Raw genomic sequence first — 18,539 nt, forward strand, 5'->3', positions numbered from 1 at the left:
GTTCAGGCCGATACCCAGCTTCGATTTCCGCGGCACCGGCGCGATGGTCGCCTATGGCGCATCGCTGCTGGGCGGGCAGCTCTTCTGGATCGTCCAGAGCCAGGCCGATATCTTCATCGGCGGCCGGATGCTGGAACCGCACCAACTGGGCCTCTACGCCGAAGCCCTGTTCCTGACCCAGATTTTCGTCAGCAAATTCGTGCCGCCGCTCAACGACGTCGCCTTCCCCGCCTATGCGCGGATGCAGAAGGACGTATCGCGGGTGGCCTGGTCCTTCTGCAAGGCGGTGAAGCTGCTGCTGCTGCTGACCTGTCCCATCTATCTGGGCATGGCGGTGACGGCCGAGCCGCTGGTCGAGACATTGTTCGGGCAGAAATGGCTGGAAATGGCGCCCTTCGTCGCGATCCTGGCGCTGGCGATGCCGTTCATGACGCTGCAGGTGATGTTCGCGCCGGTCAGCAATGCGCTGGGCCGCCCCGGCACGACCGCGCGAGTCGCCGCGGTCGGCGCGGTGCTGATGCCGGTCGCCTTCCTGATCGGCATCCAGTCCGGCGCGATCGGCCTGGCCTGGGCCTGGCTGATCGCCTTCCCGATTCTCACCGCTGTCACCGCCCGATTGGCGGGCGGCCCGATGGGATTGCGCTTCGTCGACCTGATCCGCGCCGCCGCACCGGGGCTGGGCTGTTCGATCCTGATGGCGGGGGTGGTGATGGCGATCGACCGGCTGCTGCCGCCGCTGGCAGCGCCGTTGCGGCTGTGCGTGCTGGTGCCGGCGGGAGGGCTGGCCTTCCTCGCCGCGCTGATGCTGTGCGCGCGCGGCACGTTGATGGAACTGGTCGCGCTGGTGGTGCGGCGCGCGCCGCCGGTCCAGGCCCCGGCCTGAACCGACGGCTGGGGCCGGATCAGGCGGTCTGGATATAGTCGCGCAGCGCCGCGGCTTCCGATTCGATGGTATCGATCCGGAATTTGACCAGATCGCCGATCGAGATCATGCCCACCAGCGCGCCGTCGACCACGACCGGCAGATGGCGGATGCGCCGCTTCGTCATCAGCGACAGGCCGTGAATTACCGGCGTTTGATGGTCGATGGTGATGGCGGGCGCGGTCATGACTTCGCCGACATCATGGTCGAGTGCGGCTGCGCCTTCGGTGGCGACCCGATAGACCACATCGCGTTCGGAAAAAATGCCGACGACCTGCCCATCCTCAACCACCGGCACGCAACCGATCCGCCGTTCCGCCAGCAATTGCACGACGGAGAGCACGCTGTCGGTGGGCCGTACGCTGACAACGTCGCCCTTGCCCTGCAAAATCGTTGCGATGCTCATGACCACTCTCCTTTTCCGAGACATTTCCCGATAGGCGCTTGATGATCCCACTTTCGCGGCCCAATGAAAAGAGATGACGCGCAAGCAAGCCCTGGATGATCCACAGATCGCCGCAACCGCCTGGGCGCGGTTTCGCCGCATCATGGCGTGGATGGCGCTGGGCGGCGCGGTCTGTGTCGGACTGGCGCTGTTGTTCCTCCATTGGTGGGCGGGCCAGTTGCCGATTCACATGGCGATCGCCACCATATTGGGCGTATGGCTGACCTTCATGCTGGGGACCGGCCTGATGGCGCTGACATTCCTGTCGAGCGGCACCGGGCATGACGAACAGGTGATGGACAGGCTGAAGGACGAGGTGCCGCTTGACGACTGACACGGCGAAAACCGGAAAGCGGGGTGAGGTGGTGCTGCGGCTGGTGCCGCATCTGACCGACATCAACGCCAACGGCCACATCTTCGGCGGCTGGGTGCTGAGCCAGATGGATATCGCCGGCGGCATCGTCGCGGCGCGAATCGCGCGCGGCGCGGTGGCCACGGTGGCGATCGAGAGCATGACCTTCATCACGCCGATCCTGCTGGGCGATGTCGTGTCGGTCTATGCGGTCGAGGAACGGCGCGGCCGCACGTCGGTCGCGATCCGGATCGACGTGGTGGCGATCCGCGGCGTCGGCATGGACGAAGTGCTGCTGACCAGCGGCGTCTATACGTTCGTGGCGCTGGACGCCAATCACCGGCCGCGGCCCCTCCCCGACTTTTGACGTCCGACGCCTGACGGTCAGCGCGCCAGCCGCTCCGCATAGGACCAGGTCACCGTGTCGTTGGCCGGGATCGTGACCCGCCAGATCCATCCGTTGCCACGCCGCTCCATGGCGGTGGGACGGGGCGCGATGTCGTGCGGAATGGTGACTTCCGCCGTCACCGCGAAGGGACGGGCGTTGCTCAGCGTGATCGCCCAGTTGCGGGACTTGCGGGACTGTCCCGTCGCCCGCGCGGCGATGCGGACGTCGGCGCTGGCCGCGATGTCATAATCGACCCGTTCGCCTTCCGCCTTGTCGCCGATATCGGCTTCGCCCGCGAGCAGGCGCAGGCCGCCGACATCCTCGAAGATCGCGACCCGGCCCGACGGCATGGGCAGGCCGAGGCCGTCATCCTTACGATTCTGCAATCGCAGCCGCAGCGTCATCGGCCGCGAATCGCCCGCGCCGTCGCCATAGCCGATGGCGGCCGCATAGAGCCGCTCCACCTTGACGCCCGGCTGGCGCAGCAGCGCGACCTGCTTCTGGGCATTGGCGGCGACATCGACGGTCACCGGCACGCGATAGAGTTTGAGGTCGCCGACATCTTCGGGCGGCGGCGGTGGCGGTGGCGGAGGAGGGGGCGGCGCCGCGGGCGCTGCCATGGCGACGCGTTCGGTGCGGCGCATCGAGGTGACGACGATGTCCTGCGCGCCCTCCATCATCATCGCGGCTTCGGGCGCCTGCACCGGGAACAGATCCCAGCGCGGATGGGTGCTGGTGACGTCCATCGGCCAGCAGGTCAGGCGCAGCGGACCGCCGGTCGGGCGCGGTTGCACCCCGCGCGCCTGCTTGTTGGGCTGGCCCGCGATGACGCTCAACTGCGCGTCGGGAAAGCCGGTGACCCCGCCATTGGCGACCGTCAGCCAGGCCATGAGGTCGAGCATGCTGCCGTCATCGCCCAAGTCCGCGACATAGTTGGCGGCCCAGTCGAACCCTTCGGCCAGATAGGTGAGTTGCAGCGTCGCACGGGTCGGCCGGTCGCTTGTGGCGATCACCGACAGGGTCGGGCGGGGCGACAGATCGGCGGGTCTTTGCGGATAGAGCATCCGCTCTGGCAGGCCGCTGCACCCCAGCGCCTCATAGCCCTGCGCCGTCTTGAGAATCACGCCCCCGGTCGGCCCGGCGCTGATGATCGCGTCCTGCTCGGTTACCTTGCCGGTCTTGCGGTCGGTGCGGCGCAGGGTGACGCTGCGCTTGAGATAGGCGTCGACGAGGCCGGCGGGGGACAGCAGCCGGGCGTCCCGGTTCTTTTCCCGCACGCCGCGCGGCATGCCGGAGAGGATCGCGGTTTCGGGCATCAGTCCTTCGGCCACCCCTTCGAACCGCACGACCGAGTCGCCCTGGGGCAGATCGACGGTGCGGCTTTCGGTGACGAGCGCATAGCCGCCCGGCCAGTCGCGGTCGATCGGCCCCTTGGCCCGGAAGGGCGCGCGGTAGACGGTGACGGAGACGGAATCGGCGCGGGGCGAAACGATCGTTTCCGCCTGCGCCGGGACGGCCAGCGCCCAGAGCGCCAACAACAGGACAAGGATGCGCGGCACGGGCGCTCTCCCGTCAGTAGCGCGAATCGAAGGTGACGCTGAGGTCGATCGTGCCGTTGGCCGGCACCGGCACGCTCCATTCCATCCGGTCGGCAGAGACGCGCTTGCCTTCCAGACTTTGCGCCGTCACGCGCTTGTCGCCCCATAATCCCTGCTGCGCCAGATCGATCGTCACGGATTCGGGCCGGGCGTTGGTGAGCGTGTAGCGCATCCTGGTTTCCCAGCGCGCGCTGCCCTTGCGCGTGCGCTGTTCGACGGTGGGGCGCACCTTCACGTCGAACGCCTCGCCGGTGCGGAGCGCCATGGAAGACCCCATGGGCGTATGGTCGATGCTGTTTTCGCCGATGAATTGCGGGTTGCCGCGCGCGTCGCGCATATAGACGCGGATCGTGCCGGCAGGCAGTTGATCGCCCAGGCCGCCTTCCTTCGAGGTGGAGAATTTCAGCACGCTCGATGCGCTCATCGGTTCGGCCGAACTGCCAAGCCAGCCATTGACATATTCATAGGTGGCGCGGGCCGGCGCGCCCTTCACGTCGAGGAAACTGACCTGTTTCTGCTGCGCATTGGCGATCGTGGTGCGGGCGGCCAACGGATAGAGATAATAGTCGCCCAGCCGTTCGCGTGGACCGCTTTCGGTCCCGGCCTGATCGATCGCGCCGCTGCCTGTTTGCCACCAGTTGGTGCGCCCGCCGCCATTGGCCGGGTTGCCCGCGACCAATATCGTCTTCGCGTCGGTGAAGGTCGTGCCCGTATTGTTGGTGAGCGTGACCCATCCCTGCATGTCCATGGCCCCCTTGGCCGCGTCGAACAGCGCGACATAGTCGGCCGTCCAGCCCAGATTGGGGGTGAGGTAGGAGAGGCGCGCGGGCACCGTGCCGCCGCGATCCGCCTGCACCGTGACCGACAGGGTGGGACGGGCGCGCAGATTGGGGGGCACCCGGTCGAAGATGACGCGGACCGGCAGGCCATCGTCGCGCAGCACCTCGATCCGGCTGCCAATCTGGAGGACAATGCCCCCATTGGCGGCGAGAATCTTGGCGCGTTCGCGCGTTTCCGCGCCGGTGGCCGGGTTGGTGCGCAGCAGCGTCACTTCCTGCCCCACCGCCTTGTCCATCAACTTGTCGGGGGAAAGGAGGTCATAATCGAAATTCTGTTCGACGATGGCGAGGCCGGGGCCGGACAGGTTCACCGTTTCCGGGCGGATGCGGGCCGACACGTCGGGAAATTCGATGCGGTTGCGGCCTGCCGTCACCGGCAATTGCCGATCGTCCTGCACCAGCGACTGGCCATTATTGTAGATGGTGACGGCGACATCGCCCTGCGCGGTGGCGCCGGTGGGATCGGCCGCGCTTTGCGCCATCGCCGAAGGGGACAGGGCCGACAGGGAAAGGGCCGACAGGGGCAGGGCAGTGAACATCAGGGGCAGCAGGTGCGCGGCACTCATCGGCCTCTCTCCAGATATGTGCCAGATATATAGAGCGATTTCTAATCAGATGAAATCATCTGATGACTCGGAAATCGCGTAAAACCAATAATCTAGAGCGGTTGATCCGATACAATCGGATCAACCGCTCTAGCGCCTTGTGCCGGATCGCGCCGGGGTTGCAAAGCCGGCTTGTCGGTAGCGGCAAGAAAAGACAGGGACATGAAAAAGGGGACGGCGCGTTGCGGCGCCGTCCCCTGATTTTTTCGCTATCGAGCGCTTATTCGGCGGCTTCGGTCGCCGGGCGGGCGCGACGGGTGCGCTTCTTGGGCGCTTCCTCGGCCACTTCGGCGTCATTGTCGGCGCGGGCGATCGAGGGCGGCAGCACCGCCAGGTCCAGCCCTTCGCTCGCTTCCGCTTCAGCCACGACCTTGCGCGGGCGACCGCGACGGGGGCGCGGGGCCTCGGCTTCGGGCGCGGCCGCTTCGGGTGCGGTCTGGACGACCGGCTGCTGGCGCGGGGCTTCCGTAGCGGGATTGCCCGCCGGGCCTTCTACGCCCATTTCCTGCTGCACCGGGGCATCGCCGTCGGCATTGAAGCGATCGCGGCGGGGACGGTCGCGACGGACATTGCCGGCGCGCGCCTCGCGGGGTTCGCGCGGCTCGCGATTGTCGCGGGGTTCCCGATAGTCGCGACTGTCGCGCGGCTCGCGGGCTTCGCGATCGTCCTGACGCTCAGACCGGCGATCCTGCTGGTCACGCGGGGCCTGCTGGTCGCGCTGACCCTGTTCACGCTGGCCCTGTTCACGCTGGCCCTGTTCACGCTGGCCCTGGTCCCGCCCATTTTGTTCACGGGGGGCCTGCTCCCGCGGGGTACGATCATAGGCGTGCTGCTGGTCGCTGCGGAAATCGTCGACGCCATCGTAGCCGCCGTCGAAATCGTCGCCATCCTGGTCGAAATTCTCGTCGCGGGTGCGCTGCCGGGGGTTCTGCTCCTCCTGGCGGGCGCGGTTGTCGGCGAGCACGCGGAAATAATGATCGGCGAACTGGAGATAATATTCGGCATTCACCCGGTCGCCCGCCATCTGGGCGTCGCGGGCAATATTCTTGTATTTCTCAAGAAGCTGGGTCGCATTGCCGCGGGCGCGGTTGTCGATGCGATTACCGTTGTCGCCACCGCCCCGATTATTGCCGTTGGGACGTCCGTTGTTATTATTGTTCCGGCCGCGATTGCGGCGGCCGGCCTGCCGGTTGTTGATCAAGACATGATCCTTGCGTTCGCTATGATATCATTCACTGAAAACACTGTTCAGTCGCCATCCCCAAGCACGGCCTGTCCTTCAGGCCGGATACGGCTCCGCCACGGCATGATCCTTCCCGGATCATTACCCCGACTGCCAGCGGCGCTGCGCAGCATGCGCCGTCATGACTTTAAGGAGCGGGAAAACGGCCTTTTCTATCAACGATCTAAGCGACCATGTCACAAGATAGAGCCGTCCCTGACGCTGATGTAGTGGCTTTCGCGCGATAAACCAAGCAATTTTCGCTTGCCCGATGGTAAATCGACCATTTCTAACCTGGGTTTGTCACGATCAGGCAGCGGTCGTGCCCGGCGAGGTCGCGCCGCAAGGCGACGGCCAGCCCCCTTTCCTTCAGCAGCGCGGTGACGCTGGCCGCCTGGTCATGGCCGATCTCGATCGCGGCCATGCCGCCCGGCGCGATCAGCCGCAGCAAATCGGGCGCGATGCGGCGATAATCGTCCAGGCCATCGGCGCCCGCGAACAGCGCGCTGGCCGGTTCGCGCAGCACGTCGCCGGAAAGCGGCAGGTCGGCGACGATATAGGGCGGGTTGATGAGCAGCAGGTCGAACGGGCTTTCCACATCCTGCGCCCAGTCGCCCAAGCGGAAAACGGCGCGGTCGGCCATGCCCAGTCGCATCGCATTGCCCTGCGCCACCGCGAGCGCGGGTGGGGAAGCGTCTATGCCGAGCCCCTGCGCGCCGGGCCATTGCGCCAGCGCCGCCAGCAGCAGCGCGCCGGAGCCGGTGCCCAGGTCGAGGATCGTGGCGGGCGATTGGGTTGCGAAATGATCGACCGCCGCCTCGATCAGCGTTTCGCTGTCGTGTCGGGGGATCAGCGTGTCGGGCGTGACGGACAGGCTGATCGTCCAGAAATCGCGGGTGCCGGTGATATGGGCGATCGGTTCGCCCGACAGGCGTCGGTCCAGCAGCGCGGGGAAGGTGTCGGGGATGCCGAGGTCGCGCTGGCGCAGCAGCATGTCACCCCGCGACAGGCCCAGCGCATGGGCCATCAGCAGTTCGGCGTCGAGCCGGGCCGTGTCGCTGGCGACGGCGAGTTGGACAGTGGCTGCACGGAGCGCGTCTGCCACGCCCTCGATCGTCATGCGGGCAAAGGGATCAAGACACCCCGTCCAGTTGCGCCAGCCTTGCCGCTTCATCTTCCGCGACCAGCGCGTCGATGACGTCGGCGAGGCCCGGGCCTTCGAGAATCTCGGGCAGGCGGTGCAGGGTGAGGTTGATGCGGTGGTCGGTGACGCGGCCCTGCGGGAAATTATAGGTGCGGATGCGTTCGGAGCGGTCGCCCGATCCCACCATCGCCTTGCGTGCGCCGGCCTGTTCGCTCTGGGTGCGCTCGCGCTCGGCTTCGTAGAGGCGGGCGCGCAGCACCTGCATCGCCTTCGCCTTATTTTTGTGCTGCGAGCGTTCGTCCTGCTGGATGACGACGGTGCCGGTCGGCAGATGGGTGATGCGCACGGCCGAATCGGTGGTGTTGACGTGCTGACCGCCCGCGCCCGATGCGCGGTAGATGTCGATCTTGAGGTCGCCATCGGCGATCTGCACATCGACTTCCTCGGGTTCCGGCAGGATGGCGACGGTCGCCGCGCTGGTGTGGATGCGCCCGCCGCTTTCGGTCGCAGGGACGCGCTGGACGCGGTGGACGCCGCTTTCGAACTTCAGCTTGGCGAAGACGCCGACGCCATTGATGCTGGCCACCACTTCCTTGAAGCCGCCGACTTCGGACGCATTGGCCGACATCAGCTCCATCTTCCAGCCCTGGGTGTCGGCATAGCGCTGATACATGCGGAACAGGTCGCCGGCGAACAGCGCCGCTTCGTCGCCGCCGGTGCCGGCGCGGATTTCCAGCATGGCGGGGCGGGCGTCGGCGGCGTCGCGGGGGAGCAATTGCAGCGCCAGCGCGCGTTCGGCTTGCGGAAGCTGGCTTTTGAGGATCTGCATTTCCTCCTGCGCCATTTCGCGCATGAGGGGGTCGGCGTCGGGATCGCCGCCGCCGCCCGCCATGACATCGAGCGCGGCCAGTTCCTGCCGCAGGCGGCGCACCTCATGCGCGGCGCGGGCGACCGGTTCGATCTCCGCATATTCCTTCGACAGTTTGACGAACGCTTCGGGCGCGAGGTCGGCGCGCGTCATCGACGCCTGCACCTCGTCCCGGCGCGCCTCGATCTGCGCGATGCGTTCGGGGGAGATGTGCATCAGAGCGCCGTCACCGTCCCGATCAGGGCGTCCAGCGCGACGGCCTGCTGCTGGCCCGTGCCTAGATTCCGCACCGACGCTTCGCCGCGGGCCAGTTCATCGTCGCCCAATATGATCGCCCATGACGCACCAGACGCATTAGCGCGCTGCATCCGCTTCTTCATATTGCCGCGATAGCCCATGTCGCAGGCGACGCCAGCGCGACGCAGATCGGCGACGATGCCGATCGCCTTCGTTTCGGCCGCTTCGCCCATAGGAATCAGCACCACGCTGGGCTTCTCGATGTCCGGCATATCCATCAGCATCGCCAGCCGCTCGATCCCTGCCGCCCAGCCGACCGCAGGGGTCGCGGGGCCGCCCAGATTTTCGATCAGGCCATCATAGCGCCCTCCGCCCAGCACGGTGCCCTGTGCGCCCAGACGGTCGGTGATGAATTCGAACGCGGTGTGGCGATAATAGTCGAGGCCGCGGACCAGCCGGGCATTGCGTTCCCACGCCACGCCTGCGGCATCCAGCCCCGCCGTCACCTTCTCGAAGAAGCTGCGCGCTTCGTCGGTCAGATAGGCGTCGATGTCCGGCGCACTGTCGGCGACCGGGCGGTCGCGCGGGTCTTTGCTGTCGAGGATGCGCAGCGGGTTCTTCGCCAGCCGCTCGACGCTGTCTTCCGACAACTGGTCGCGATGCGCCTCGAAATGGGCGATCAGCGCCGCGCGCCAGGCATCGCGGCTCAGCCCGTCGCCCAGCGTGTTGAGGGTGAGCGTCACGCCGTCTGCGACGCCCAGTTCCTTGAGCAACTGGTCGGCCAGCACCAGCAGTTCCACGTCGGCGCCCGGTTCGCCCGCGCCGATGATTTCGGCGTCGAGCTGGTGGAACTGGCGGAAGCGGCCCTTTTGCGGGCGTTCGTAGCGGAAGAGCGGGCCGTGGGTCGCCACTTTGAGCGGCGCATATTGCTGCCAGCCTTCGGTGATGTAGGCGCGGCTGATCCCGGCGGTGAATTCGGGGCGCAGGGTGATGCTGTCGCCGCCGCGATCCGTAAACGTGTACATCTCCTTCGAGACGACGTCGGTGCTTTCACCCAGCGACCGGGCGAAGACGGCGGTGGATTCGAACACCGGCACTTCGACCCGCTGGAAGCCATAAAGCTTGCGCACCCGGTCGAAGGTCGCGACCACATGGGCGAAGCGTTCCGCAAACGCCTCCGTGGTGCCGCCCAGCATGTCCTGCGTTCCGCGCACCGGGCGCGGCGTTTCTATCTTCGCCATGGGGCCGGGCCTTTAACGGCAAATCACCCCCAAGGAAACGCGCTTTTTACCGGCCGCCATCAGGGGGTGGACGACGCGCCGCGCCCTCGCCATGCTAGGGGCAATCGGGCCGTTCGGCCCATCTGCATTTTCGGAGACCTCCATGATCCGCAGCATTGCTGCCGCCCTTTGCCTTTCGACGGCCATCGCCAGCCCGCTCTTCGCCCAGGACGCGATCCGGTCCAAGCCGACCGCCCTGCCCGTCGACAGCGCCGCACCTGCACCAAAGGACATCCCCTATCCGGGCGGCACCATCAAGCTGGAGGTCGATGCGACCGACACGGTCCAGCGCATCTTCCGCGTCAAGGAGACGATCCCCGTCGCCGCCGCCGGGCCGATGACGCTGATGATGCCGGCCTGGCTGCCGGGCAATCACGCCCCGCGCGGGCAGATCGAGAAGCTGACGGGCCTGACCTTTACCGCCAATGGCCAGACGCTGGCATGGAAGCGCGATCCGTTGAACGTCTATGCCTTCAATCTCGACGTGCCGCAGGGTGTGACCGAAGTCGTGGCGCAGTTCCAGTTCCTGTCCGCCACCCAGCCCGCCCAGGGCCGCGTCGTCGTGACGCCCAAGATGCTGAACATCCAGTGGGAGAGCGTGTCGCTCTATCCGGCCGGCTATTATACGCGCCAGATTCCGATCCAGCCGACCGTGACCTATCCCGCCGGCTGGCAGGCCGCGACCGCGCTGCGCGGGACGAAGAGCGGCAATGTCATCGCCTATGAGACGATCGACTATGAGGCGTTGCAGGATTCGCCGGTATTCGCCGGCACCCATTTCAAGGCGGTGGACTTGGGGCAAAACGTCACGCTGAACCTGGTCGCCGACGATGCCGACGAACTGGATTACAAGCCCGAGCAGATCGCCAAGCACAAGAAGCTGGTAGCGGAGGCGGGCGCCTTGTTCGGCGCCTATCATTTCAACCATTATGACTTCCTGCTCGCCATCACCGACGAGATGGGCGGGATCGGGCTGGAGCATCATCGCAGTTCCGAGAACCAGGTCGAGCCGGGCTATTTCAAGAGCTGGGACAAGGGCGAGGCGCTGCTGGACCGCAACCTGTTGCCGCATGAATTCACCCATAGCTGGGACGGCAAGTTCCGCCGCCCGGACCTGTTGTGGACGCCCGACTTCAACGTGCCGATGCAGGACAATCTTCTGTGGGTCTATGAGGGGCAGACGCAATTCTGGGGCTATGTGCTGGGCGCGCGGTCGGGGATGTTCAGCAAGCAGGAGACGCTGGACGCCTATGCCCAGATCGCGGCCAAGCTGGACACGGCGGTCGGCCGCCAGTGGCGCCCGATGGAGGACACTACCCATGATCCCATCATCTCCGCCCGCCGGCCCAAGGGCTGGGCAAGCTGGCAGCGGTCCGAGGACTATTATAATGAAGGGCTGATGATCTGGCTGGAGGCCGACGCGATCATCGCCAAGGCGACCCGCGGCAGGAAGGGGCTGGACGATTTCGCCAAGGCCTTCTTCGGCATCAATCCGGGCGACTGGGGTCAGGTCGTCTATAATCGCGGCGACGTCATCAAGACGCTGAACGCTATCGCGCCCTATGACTGGGCGGGCTTCTTCCAGAAATATGTGGATGCGCCCACCAGGGAAACGCCCAAGGGCGGCTTCATCCTGGGCGGCTACTCCCTCGTCTATGGCGACGAACCGGGCGCCATCACCAAGGCGGCCGAGGGCGCCAACAAGATGGTCGACCAGAGTTTCGGCATCGGCGCGATCGTCAAGAATGACGGCGAAGTCAGCGGCGTCATCTGGGACAGCGCGGCGTTCAAGGCGGGCCTTGTGACCGGCGCGAAGATCGTTGCGGTCAATGGCGACGAATATTCGGGCGACGCATGGAAAGCGGCGATCAAGGCCAAGACGCCGATCCAGATCATCCTAAAGCAGGATAAATACTATCGTGTTTTGACACTCGATTATTCGGGCGGGCTGCGCTATCCGCGCCTCGAAAAGACAGGAGAGGGTGAAGGCAGTCTCGATAAGCTGCTCAAAGCCAGAACGTGACTCACCCGCAACGCAACATGAAGCAGAAGGCGTTTCCATGAACATCGAACTGATCCCGGTCGGCGACGATCCGCCCAACAGCCTGAACGTCATCATCGAAGTGCCGGTCGGCGGCGAACCGGTGAAATATGAATTCGACAAGGCCAGCGGCGCGCTGTTCGTGGATCGCATCCTGCACACGCCGATGCGCTATCCGGCCAATTACGGCTTCGTGCCGCACACGCTGTCGCCCGACGGCGATCCGCTGGACGCGCTGGTCATCGCCCGCTCGCCCTTCGTCCCCGGCTCCGTCGTGCGCGCGCGCCCGATCGCGGTGCTGAACCTGGAAGACGAAGCCGGCGGCGACGAAAAGCTGGTCTGCGTCCCCGACAACAAGACCTTCCCCTATTATGCCGACATCAGCGAAAAGGACGACCTGCCCGGCATCGTGATGGAGCAGATCGAGCATTTCTTCACCCACTATAAGGATCTGGAAAAGACCAAGTGGGTCCGCATCGGCACCTGGGGCGGGGCGGAGGACGCCAAGCAGATCACCCTGGAAGCGATCGCGCGCTATCAGGCAGCGAAGAAGACGGACTGAGGTCTGTTCTTCGAATGACATAAAAGGCCGCGCGGATCACTCCGCGCGGCCTTTCTGTTATACATATATATATATGCCGTGTTCCCGCCTTCGCGGGAACACGCAGCATTCAATGCAAGCGCCCGCTCAAATCAGCCGGTCCGCGTCCAGCGCCATGGCCAGCGAATCGCGGCCCTTGGGCAGGCGCGCATGGAGCCGGGCGTCGGCCTCGACCAGCCGCTCGACGCCGATGTCGAGTTGCTCTTCGGGCAGGGTGAAGGGCAGGCGCAGGAAGCGTTCGAACGCCCCGCTGACGCCGAAGCGCGGGCCGGCGGCGATGCGGACGCCCAGACTTTCGGCCAATGCCGCCAGCGCGGTCGCCTCCGCACGGGGCAGTTCGGCCCAGAGCGACAGGCCGCCCGCGGGCGATTCCACCCGCCAATGGGGCAGGCGCCGCGCGATGAGGCCCAGCAGATGGTCGCGCCGCCCGCGCAGCAGGCCGGCCCGTTCGCCCAGGCCCACATCGGCGTCGATCAATTGCGCGACCGCGATCTGTTCGACCACCGGGCTGGCCATGTCCATCGTGGTGCGCAGACGGCCGAGCGCCGCGACCGTCTGAACATCGGCGCGAATCCAGCCCACCCTCAGCCCGCCCCAGAAAATCTTGCTCGCCGACCCCAGGGTGATGACCTGCCGCCCCGACGGATCGTGCATCGCGACCGGCGGCGGCGGCGCGAAGTCCAGCCCCATCGCCACCATCGTTTCGTCGACGATCAGCGGGGTGTGGGTACGCATCGCCGCCGCGACCAGCGCGCGGCGGGTGGCGGGGTCCATGCTGCGCCCGGTGGGATTGTGGAAATCGGCGATGACATAGGCGAAGCGGGGGCTGGTCTGGCGGAAGGCGGCCTCCATCGCGTCGACGTCCCAGCCCTGCATGGGCAGGCCGACCGGCACCGGCACGACATGGGCGCGCTGCAACGCCTGGATGGCGTTATGATAGGTCGGATGGTCGATCACCACCCTGTCGCCCGGCCCGGCCAGCCATTTGAGCAGCAGCGAAAAGCCCTGTTGCGCACCGTTGGTGACCATGATCTGGTCCGGGGAGGTGGGGCAGCCGCGCCGCTCATAATGGGCGGCGATCGCGCGGCGCAGCACCATGATGCCCAGCGGATCATAGCCCAGATCGCCGAGATAGCCGGGCAGCGCCTCCACCGCATGGGCATAGGCGCGCGCGACGCCGGGCGCGGCGGGCAGGGCGGCATGGGTCCAGTTGAGCAGGTTGCCGCCGGTCGTCGCGTCGATCTCCCCCGGCGTCGTTTCGGCCCGGCCCGGCGGGATGCGGGTGACGCTGCCCGACCCCTGCCGGCTTTCCAGATAGCCTTCGTCGCGCAGCCGGTCGAAGGCGGCGGCGACGGTGGTGCGCGAGAGGCCCAGCGCCGCGGCCAGTTCGCGTTCGCCCGGCAGGCGGACATTAAGGCCGACCCGGCCGTCCAGCACCAGCATCCGCAGCGCCTGCGCCAACTGGCGATAGGCCGGTTCGGCGCTGTCCTGCGCGCGCCAGGCGCCGAGCAGGCGGAGCAGGGACGGGGGACGGAGAAGCGAAGTGGACATGGGGCGCATTCCAATCTGGCCATGGATCAAGGCCATTTACCCGCAATTGGCTGTTTTGGAAAAGGCCAGTTGCGCGAAATAAGCCTCCCCATGACGCACAACCGCTACGCCCTCCGTTTTTGGCAACTCTTCTGGGGCCTTGGCCTCTACGGCTTTTCCATGGCGCTGATGCTGCGCGCCAATCTGGGGCTGGATCCGTGGGACGTGCTGCATCAGGGACTCGCGCCCCGGATGGGCCTGAGCTTCGGCATGACCGTCAACCTGATCGGCGCGCTCGTGCTGCTGCTATGGTGGCCGCTGAAGCAGCGACCGGGGGTCGGCACGATCGCTAACATCCTGGTGATCGGGACCGCGGTGGACCTGTCGCTGATGCTGCTGCCGACACCCGAAGGCCTGTGGGTGCGCACGGCGTGGCTGGGCGCGGGGATCATCCTCAACGGCATTGCCGGGGGCGCCTATATCGGCGCGGGGATGGGGCCGGGGCCGCGCGACGGATTGATGACGGGCCTGTGCCGCCGCACCGGCTGGCCGGTCAAATGGGTGCGCACCGCGATCGAGATCGGCGTGCTGGCGATCGGCTGGCTGCTGGGCGGCACGGTGGGCGTGGGCACCATCCTCTATGCCGCGACGATCGGCTGGATCGTCCACCATGCGTTGCCCTTTTTCCGCATCGCCGCGCCGGAGCGTCCGGCGCGCGCGTGACGGTGGCGCCGCTTCGGGTCGATGCCGTTTGAACTCCACGGCATTGATACCGGCAGCGGCCGCCATATCTATGCGATCAGGGCCGATACCGGCATCCAATGAGAAGAGGGACGCGCGCCATGGCGACCGCATTATATGACCTGACCGTGCCGCTGTTCGTCCGCGGGCTGACCGCGCTGTCGGGACTGCTCGACAAGGGCGCCGCCTTTGCCGCCGAAAGGGGCATCGACCCGGCGACTTTGACCGGCGCGCAACTGATCGCGGACATGAAGCCGCTGACCGCGCAGGTGCAGTTCGCCTGCGACACCGCCAAGGGCACGGTCACGCGGCTGGGCGAGCTGGAGCCGGTGGCGATGGCGGATACCGAGCAGACATTCGCGGAATTGCAGGCGCGCATCGCCAGAACGATCGCTCTGCTGGAAGCGGTGCCGCACGAGAAGATCGACGGGCGGGAGGACGCCGCCGTGGTGCTCAAGGTGCCGGGTGGCGAGATTCCCTTCACCGGGCGCAGCCATGTGCTGACCTTTGCCCTCCCCAATTTCTATTTCCACCTGACGACGGCCTATGCGCTGCTGCGCCAGGCGGGCGTGCCGGTCGGCAAGATCGATTTTCTGGGCGGGATTTAACCCGCGATCAGCCGCACATAGGCGCTGGCGACCCAGCCGCTGGCGCAGGGGCCGGCATAGGGCTGCTTGCGTTCCACGGGAGACGCCACGCCGCAGTCGGCCGCCGGCGGCGCTTGGCCAGCCGCCGGTGCGGGCAGGACGACGACGCCCAGCCATTTCTGGTCGAGGCTGCGGGTGCAGACGTAGGCCCGCTGGCCCTCCGCCAGTCGGCCCAGTTCCTTCGCGTCGCCGAAGGGCGCGGCATGGAGGCCCAGGCCGTTGGGGCCGGCACGGCTGACCTGTCCCAGCGTGCCGCAGGCGTCGAGCCGCGGTCCGTCCTCGCCGATCGTCACCGGCCGCGCGACCGGCGCATCCATGCGGGTTTCGGGCACGTCCGCGCGCGGCGCGCCGGCGAGCGAGCTGTTGGGCAATTCCTCATAGACGTCGTTGCTTTTCGAGCAGGCGCCAATCGGCAGCAGCAAGGGCAAAAGGAGGAGAGGGGCGACGCGCATGAACGCCGTGATAGACCGCGCCCGACCCAAGCGGAAGCCGCCATGTTTCGCTTTAGTTTTGGGGCCGCTTTCCCTATATGCTCGGCATGAGCGAAGAACCCGTCAATACCCCCAACAGCAATGAATATGGCGCCGACAGCATCAAGGTGCTCAAAGGCCTGGACGCGGTGCGCAAGCGCCCCGGCATGTATATCGGCGACACCGACGATGGATCGGGCCTGCATCACATGGTGTTCGAGGTTTCGGACAATGCGATCGACGAAGCGCTGGCGGGGCATTGCGACCGCATCACCATCACGCTGAATCCCGACGGATCGGTGAGCGTCGAGGATAATGGGCGCGGCATTCCGACCGGCATCCACACGGAAGAGGGCGTGTCGGCGGCCGAGGTCATCATGACCCAGTTGCACGCGGGCGGGAAGTTCGAGAATACCAGCGACGACAATGCCTATAAGGTGTCGGGCGGCCTGCATGGCGTGGGCGTGTCGGTGGTCAACGCGCTGTCCGAATGGCTGGACCTCAATATCTGGCGGGACGGCAAGGAACATTATATGCGCTTCGCCTTTGGCGATGCGACCGCGCCGCTGGCGGTGATCGGCGATGCGCCCGCCAAAGAAGACGGGACGCTCAAGAAGGGCACGCGCGTCACCTTCCTGGCCAGTATGGAGAAGGCGCCGGGCGACGGCGCGACGTTCAAGAACCATACCGAATATGATTTCGAGAAGCTGGAGCATCGCTATCGCGAACTGGCTTTCCTCAACAGCGGCGTGCGCCTGTTCCTGGTCGATGCGCGCCATGAGGAGACGAAGGAGATCGAGCTATATTATGAGGGCGGCATCGCGGCCTTCGTCAAATATCTCGACCGCAACAAATCGGCGATGATGCCGGAGCCGATCGCGATTTCGGGCACCCGCGACGACGTGACGATCGACGTCGCGCTGGAGTGGAACGACTCTTATTATGAAAACGTCCTCTGCTTCACCAACAACATCCCGCAGCGCGACGGCGGCACCCATCTGGCGGCGTTCCGCGCGGCGCTGACCCGCACGCTCAACAATTATGCGGAAAAGTCGGGCGCGCTGAAGAAGGAGAAGGTGTCGCTGACCGGCGAGGATATGCGCGAGGGCCTGACCGCGATCGTATCGGTGAAGCTGCCCGATCCCAAATTCAGCTCGCAGACCAAGGACAAGCTGGTCAGTTCCGAAGTGCGCCAGCCGCTCGAAAGCCTGATGGCCGACAAGATGGCCGAATGGCTGGAGGAAAATCCCGCGCACGGCAAGATGATCGTGCAGAAGGTGATCGACGCTGCCGCCGCGCGCGAGGCCGCCAAGAAGGCGCGCGAGCTGACCCGGCGCAAGGGCGTGCTGGATATCGCCAGCCTGCCAGGCAAGCTGGCCGATTGCCAGGAGCGCGACCCCGCCAAGTCCGAACTCTTCCTGGTCGAAGGCGATTCGGCGGGCGGATCGGCCAAGCAGGGGCGCAACCGGCATAATCAGGCGATCCTGCCGCTGAAGGGCAAGATCCTGAACGTCGAGCGTGCGCGGTTCGACAAGATGCTGTCGTCCAAGGAAGTCGGCACGCTGATCCAGGCGATGGGCACGGGCATTCGCGACGATTTCAACCTGGAAAAGCTGCGCTACCACAAGATCGTCATCATGACCGACGCGGACGTCGACGGCGCGCATATCCGCACGCTGCTGCTGACCTTCTTCTATCGGCAGATGCCGCAGATTATCGAGGGCGGGCATCTCTATATCGCCCAGCCGCCGCTCTACAAGGCGACGCGCGGCCGGTCCGAAGTCTATCTGAAGAATGAAGCCGCGCTGGAGCAATATCTGGTCGACAATGGCGTCGAATCGATGGCGCTGGAAACCGGCAAGGGACCGCGCACCGGCGAGGATCTGCGCAGCCTGATCGAACATGCCCGCCGGATGCGCGCGGTGATGCGCTATGTGCCGCGCCGCTACAATCCCGCGATCATCGAGGCGCTGAGCCTCAATGGCGCGCTCGATCCCGAGCTGGATCAGGGCACCCAGGCCGAGCGTCTGGCCGCAACCGTCGCCTGGATGGGCGCGCAGGATGCCGAGGGCCGCTGGACCGGCAGCGTCGCCGAAGAGGGTGGCTTCCACTTCCAGCGCCTGTGGCGCGGCGTCACCGACCATCATGTGATCGAGGGCGGCTTCGTCGGATCGGCCGAGGCGCGCAAGTTGCACAGCATCGCCGCCGAGGATGCCGGCAGCTACCTGACCCCCAGCCGCCTGATCACGGTCAAGGCGCTGGCCGCCGAGGCGAATGACGACGACCTGCCCGCCGCACCGACCAAGGGCGCGATGGTGACGCGACCGAGCGAGCTGCTCGACGCGATCCTGACCGCGGGCCGCAAGGGACTGGCGATCCAGCGCTACAAGGGGCTGGGCGAGATGAACGCGGAACAACTGTGGGAAACCACGCTGGACCCGGACAATCGCTCGATGCTGCGCGTGGAGGTCGAGCAGGCCGACGTCGCCGACGAAATCTTCACCCGGCTGATGGGCGACGTGGTCGAGCCGCGCCGCGAATTCATCCAGGACAATGCGCTGAACGTCGCCAATCTGGACGTTTGATTTGATCGCGGCGCCAGCCCATGC

The 18,539-nt window shown here is 66.2% G+C and carries 17 protein-coding genes (1 of these 17 cut by a window edge); 8 read left to right on the forward strand and 9 right to left on the reverse strand.

The window, feature by feature from the left end; genetic code table 11:
- On the forward strand, nucleotides 1-883 hold the 3' portion of the coding sequence (locus SBA_RS02525; protein ID WP_261935783.1) for a lipopolysaccharide biosynthesis protein. 605 nt of this gene lie to the left of the window's left edge; 883 of the gene's 1,488 nt are visible here — the last part of the coding sequence; the start codon falls outside the window, past its left edge; the stop codon is at nucleotides 881-883.
- A gap of 19 nt (nucleotides 884-902) precedes the next feature.
- Here SBA_RS02525 and SBA_RS02530 read toward each other — a convergent pair whose 3' ends face one another.
- Complete coding sequence (locus tag SBA_RS02530) at nucleotides 903-1,328, reverse strand: CBS domain-containing protein (RefSeq protein ID WP_224546694.1); 426 nt, start codon at nucleotides 1,326-1,328, stop codon at nucleotides 903-905.
- Between the two features lie 73 nt (nucleotides 1,329-1,401).
- On the opposite strand from SBA_RS02530, the gene SBA_RS02535 reads away from it, so the two are divergent.
- Together SBA_RS02535 and SBA_RS02540 are read left to right on the forward strand one after the other, a co-directional pair.
- Nucleotides 1,402-1,701: a hypothetical protein gene (locus SBA_RS02535; RefSeq protein WP_224546693.1), complete on the forward strand. Its 300-nt coding sequence runs from the start codon at nucleotides 1,402-1,404 to the stop codon at nucleotides 1,699-1,701.
- Nucleotides 1,691-2,086: an acyl-CoA thioesterase gene (locus tag SBA_RS02540; RefSeq protein ID WP_224546691.1), complete on the forward strand. Its 396-nt coding sequence runs from the start codon at nucleotides 1,691-1,693 to the stop codon at nucleotides 2,084-2,086. The genes SBA_RS02535 and SBA_RS02540 overlap by 11 nt, the downstream gene beginning before the upstream one ends.
- Before the next feature lie 17 nt (nucleotides 2,087-2,103).
- Here the strand turns inward: SBA_RS02540 and SBA_RS02545 are convergent, their stop codons facing one another.
- The 6 genes from SBA_RS02545 to hisS all read right to left on the reverse strand — a co-directional run bounded on the left by SBA_RS02545 (nucleotide 2,104) and on the right by hisS (nucleotide 9,861).
- Complete coding sequence (locus tag SBA_RS02545; RefSeq protein ID WP_261935784.1) at nucleotides 2,104-3,666, reverse strand: DUF4139 domain-containing protein; 1,563 nt, start codon at nucleotides 3,664-3,666, stop codon at nucleotides 2,104-2,106.
- 13 nt (nucleotides 3,667-3,679) lie between these two features.
- On the reverse strand, nucleotides 3,680-5,083 hold the full coding sequence (locus SBA_RS02550; protein ID WP_261936661.1) for a DUF4139 domain-containing protein: 1,404 nt from the start codon (nucleotides 5,081-5,083) through the stop codon (nucleotides 3,680-3,682).
- A 286-nt stretch (nucleotides 5,084-5,369) separates the two neighbouring features.
- On the reverse strand, nucleotides 5,370-6,350 hold the full coding sequence (locus SBA_RS02555; RefSeq protein ID WP_261935785.1) for a DUF4167 domain-containing protein: 981 nt from the start codon (nucleotides 6,348-6,350) through the stop codon (nucleotides 5,370-5,372).
- A gap of 310 nt (nucleotides 6,351-6,660) precedes the next feature.
- A complete protein-coding gene (prmC, locus tag SBA_RS02560; RefSeq protein ID WP_224546734.1) occupies nucleotides 6,661-7,491 on the reverse strand; it encodes a peptide chain release factor N(5)-glutamine methyltransferase in 831 nt (276 codons plus the stop codon).
- A 13-nt stretch (nucleotides 7,492-7,504) separates the two neighbouring features.
- Nucleotides 7,505-8,599, reverse strand: coding sequence for a peptide chain release factor 1 (gene prfA / locus SBA_RS02565; protein ID WP_390902368.1), 1,095 nt, complete (start codon nucleotides 8,597-8,599; stop codon nucleotides 7,505-7,507).
- Nucleotides 8,599-9,861, reverse strand: a complete 1,263-nt coding sequence (hisS, locus tag SBA_RS02570) for a histidine--tRNA ligase (protein ID WP_261935786.1) — start codon at nucleotides 9,859-9,861, stop codon at nucleotides 8,599-8,601. Before hisS ends, prfA begins: the two co-directional genes overlap by 1 nt.
- Nucleotides 9,862-10,003: 142 nt before the next feature.
- On the opposite strand from hisS, the gene SBA_RS02575 reads away from it, so the two are divergent.
- Together SBA_RS02575 and ppa are read left to right on the forward strand one after the other, a co-directional pair.
- Nucleotides 10,004-11,923, forward strand: coding sequence for a M61 family metallopeptidase (locus SBA_RS02575; RefSeq protein ID WP_261935787.1), 1,920 nt, complete (start codon nucleotides 10,004-10,006; stop codon nucleotides 11,921-11,923).
- A 37-nt stretch (nucleotides 11,924-11,960) separates the two neighbouring features.
- Nucleotides 11,961-12,503 carry an inorganic diphosphatase gene (gene ppa, locus SBA_RS02580; protein ID WP_261935788.1) on the forward strand — a complete coding sequence of 181 codons (543 nt, stop codon included), beginning with the start codon at nucleotides 11,961-11,963 and terminating at the stop codon, nucleotides 12,501-12,503.
- A gap of 126 nt (nucleotides 12,504-12,629) precedes the next feature.
- On the opposite strand, the gene yczR is transcribed toward ppa, so the two are convergent.
- Nucleotides 12,630-14,093: a MocR-like transcription factor YczR gene (yczR, locus tag SBA_RS02585; RefSeq protein ID WP_261935789.1), complete on the reverse strand. Its 1,464-nt coding sequence runs from the start codon at nucleotides 14,091-14,093 to the stop codon at nucleotides 12,630-12,632.
- 90 nt (nucleotides 14,094-14,183) lie between these two features.
- On the opposite strand from yczR, the gene yczE reads away from it, so the two are divergent.
- Complete coding sequence (gene yczE / locus SBA_RS02590; protein WP_261935790.1) at nucleotides 14,184-14,795, forward strand: membrane protein YczE; 612 nt, start codon at nucleotides 14,184-14,186, stop codon at nucleotides 14,793-14,795.
- Nucleotides 14,796-14,914: 119 nt separating this feature from the next.
- Nucleotides 14,915-15,421, forward strand: a complete 507-nt coding sequence (locus SBA_RS02595; RefSeq protein WP_261935791.1) for a DUF1993 domain-containing protein — start codon at nucleotides 14,915-14,917, stop codon at nucleotides 15,419-15,421.
- On the opposite strand, the gene SBA_RS02600 is transcribed toward SBA_RS02595, so the two are convergent.
- A complete protein-coding gene (locus SBA_RS02600; RefSeq protein ID WP_261935792.1) occupies nucleotides 15,418-15,912 on the reverse strand; it encodes a hypothetical protein in 495 nt (164 codons plus the stop codon). The two genes, SBA_RS02595 and SBA_RS02600, sit on opposite strands and share 4 nt — an antisense overlap.
- An 86-nt stretch (nucleotides 15,913-15,998) precedes the next feature.
- On the opposite strand from SBA_RS02600, the gene gyrB reads away from it, so the two are divergent.
- A complete protein-coding gene (gyrB, locus tag SBA_RS02605; RefSeq protein ID WP_224546673.1) occupies nucleotides 15,999-18,515 on the forward strand; it encodes a DNA topoisomerase (ATP-hydrolyzing) subunit B in 2,517 nt (838 codons plus the stop codon).
- Nucleotides 18,516-18,539 lie beyond the last annotated feature (24 nt).

The sequence above is a fragment of the Sphingomonas bisphenolicum genome (assembly GCF_024349785.1).
Classification (GTDB): Bacteria; Pseudomonadota; Alphaproteobacteria; order Sphingomonadales; family Sphingomonadaceae; genus Sphingobium; species Sphingobium bisphenolicum.

Coding starts and splice junctions, on each gene's coding strand:
- yczE (WP_261935790.1), top strand. CDS start 14,184: ATGACGCACAACCGCTACGCCCTCCGTTTTTGGCAACTCTTCTGGGGC.
- SBA_RS02595 (WP_261935791.1), top strand. CDS start 14,915: ATGGCGACCGCATTATATGACCTGACCGTGCCGCTGTTCGTCCGCGGG.
- prfA (WP_390902368.1), bottom strand. CDS start 8,599: ATGCACATCTCCCCCGAACGCATCGCGCAGATCGAGGCGCGCCGGGAC.
- gyrB (WP_224546673.1), top strand. CDS start 15,999: ATGAGCGAAGAACCCGTCAATACCCCCAACAGCAATGAATATGGCGCC.
- SBA_RS02530 (WP_224546694.1), bottom strand. CDS start 1,328: ATGAGCATCGCAACGATTTTGCAGGGCAAGGGCGACGTTGTCAGCGTA.
- yczR (WP_261935789.1), bottom strand. CDS start 14,093: ATGTCCACTTCGCTTCTCCGTCCCCCGTCCCTGCTCCGCCTGCTCGGC.
- SBA_RS02575 (WP_261935787.1), top strand. CDS start 10,004: ATGATCCGCAGCATTGCTGCCGCCCTTTGCCTTTCGACGGCCATCGCC.
- prmC (WP_224546734.1), bottom strand. CDS start 7,491: ATGACGATCGAGGGCGTGGCAGACGCGCTCCGTGCAGCCACTGTCCAA.
- SBA_RS02535 (WP_224546693.1), top strand. CDS start 1,402: ATGACGCGCAAGCAAGCCCTGGATGATCCACAGATCGCCGCAACCGCC.
- SBA_RS02600 (WP_261935792.1), bottom strand. CDS start 15,912: ATGCGCGTCGCCCCTCTCCTCCTTTTGCCCTTGCTGCTGCCGATTGGC.
- hisS (WP_261935786.1), bottom strand. CDS start 9,861: ATGGCGAAGATAGAAACGCCGCGCCCGGTGCGCGGAACGCAGGACATG.
- ppa (WP_261935788.1), top strand. CDS start 11,961: ATGAACATCGAACTGATCCCGGTCGGCGACGATCCGCCCAACAGCCTG.
- SBA_RS02550 (WP_261936661.1), bottom strand. CDS start 5,083: ATGTTCACTGCCCTGCCCCTGTCGGCCCTTTCCCTGTCGGCCCTGTCC.